The following is a 1,656-nucleotide window of genomic DNA, read 5'->3' as shown; positions in this document are numbered from 1 at the left end:
TGAATGGCGTATCTTTTTTGACTTTTCAGTACTATATGTATAGCTATAAATCCTTATTGTAATTGAATTTTTTATCAACTTTGCTATACTATATGTATGACAAAAGACAACCTTATTCATGCAAGAACATGTGTATACAATGTAAATTATCACTTCGTTTGGTCAGTAAAATACCGACATAAACTATTGAATGAAAGGATAGAAAAACGTTTAAAGGAAATATGTAGTGAGATTGCGAAAGATAAAGAATTTATTATACGTGAATTTGAAGTAGGAGAACAAGACCATGTACATGTTTTCGTATCGGCACACCCTAAAATTGCCCCTTCCTACATTGTAAAAATGTTAAAAGGAATTACAGCTCGCAAATTATTCATCGAGTTTCCTGAATTAAAACGAAAATGCTGGAAAGGTCATTTATGGAACAGTAGTTTTTATATCGAAACGATTGGTTCCATATCAGAAGAAGTGATTCGTCAATACATTCAAAAACAACAGAAAGGAGGTTAAAGATATGGCAATGATTACCTATAAATTTAAATTAGAGCCAACATCTGAACAACAGAAAAAAATAGTAGAAACCTTACACCTTTGTCGCTGGCTCTATAACACATGTTTGGAACAACGGATTCAAACATACAAACAACAAAAGAAAAGTATTTCTTTCTATACCCAAAAGAAAGAGTTACCACTACTAAAAAAAGAGTTGCCTATCTTTAAAACAGTGCATTCCCAAGTATTACAAAATGTATTGGAACGATTAGACAAAGCTTATCAAGCCTTTTTTAAACGGTTGGCGAAAGGTGGCAAAGCAGGGTTTCCTCGATTCCAAGGAAAGAATCGATTCCACTCTTTTACCTATACACAAAGTGGTTTTCAATTAAAAAAGAAATACCTCTATTTATCCAAGATTGGCGAGGTGCGTATCAAACAACACCGACAAATTCAAGGGAACATCAAAACCTGTGCCATTGTGCATAAAAACGGACAATTTTATGCCTGTTTCTCTTGTGAAGTAGAGACAAAGAAATCTTTTAAAACCAATCAAGTAGTTGGTGTCGATATGGGTATCACCCATTTGGCGATTACATCCGATGGGCAATTTTTTGACAACCCAAAACATTTGAGAAAATCAGAAAGAAGGTTAAAAAGACGCCAACGCTCTGTTTCAAAAAAGAAAAAGGGCTCAAACCGTCGAAAAAAAGCCGTTCATCTATTAGCGAAATGTCACGAACATATTGCTAATCAACGAAAAGACACAGCTCATAAAATATCAAGACAATTAGTAAACGGCTATGATGTGATTGTCTTTGAGGACTTGAATATACAAGGTATGGTCAAAAACCACAAGTTAGCTAAAAGTATTGTCGATAGTGCATGGAGACAACTGATTCAAATCACGACTTACAAAGCTGAAAATGCTGGTAAGCAAGTGATAGAAGTCAATCCATATAATACAAGTCAAGTCTGCTCAAACTGTGGTCAACTCGTCAAGAAAACGTTAGCTGAAAGAAAGCATCGCTGCAAGTGTGGCTATCAAGAACATCGTGATGTCAATGCAGCGAAGAATATTTTAAAATTAGGGCTACAAAAGATAGCCTGAAAATTCACAAACCATAGGTGTGGAACACGCCTTCGTGGAGAGCAAGGGGTTAC

2 protein-coding genes are annotated in these 1,656 nt (G+C 35.2%); both read left to right on the top strand.

All coding sequences use genetic code 11. The annotated features are described in order from the left end of the window. Nucleotides 1-96: 96 nt before the first annotated feature. Nucleotides 97-510, top strand: a complete 414-nt coding sequence (gene tnpA, locus CH76_RS13210; protein ID WP_036147324.1) for an IS200/IS605 family transposase — start codon at nucleotides 97-99, stop codon at nucleotides 508-510. Between the two features lie 4 nt (nucleotides 511-514). Beyond that, nucleotides 515-1,603 (top strand): RNA-guided endonuclease TnpB family protein, encoded by a 1,089-nt coding sequence (locus CH76_RS13205; RefSeq protein WP_036147321.1) that lies wholly within the window; start codon nucleotides 515-517, stop codon nucleotides 1,601-1,603. The last annotated feature ends 53 nt before the right edge of the window (nucleotides 1,604-1,656 follow it).

It is taken from the genome of Lysinibacillus sp. BF-4, assembly GCF_000743635.1.
Lineage (GTDB): Bacteria > Bacillota > Bacilli > Bacillales_A > Planococcaceae > Metalysinibacillus > Metalysinibacillus saudimassiliensis.
Note: the sequence above shows the minus strand (reverse complement) of the source record. Positions and strands in the feature narration are given on the sequence as shown.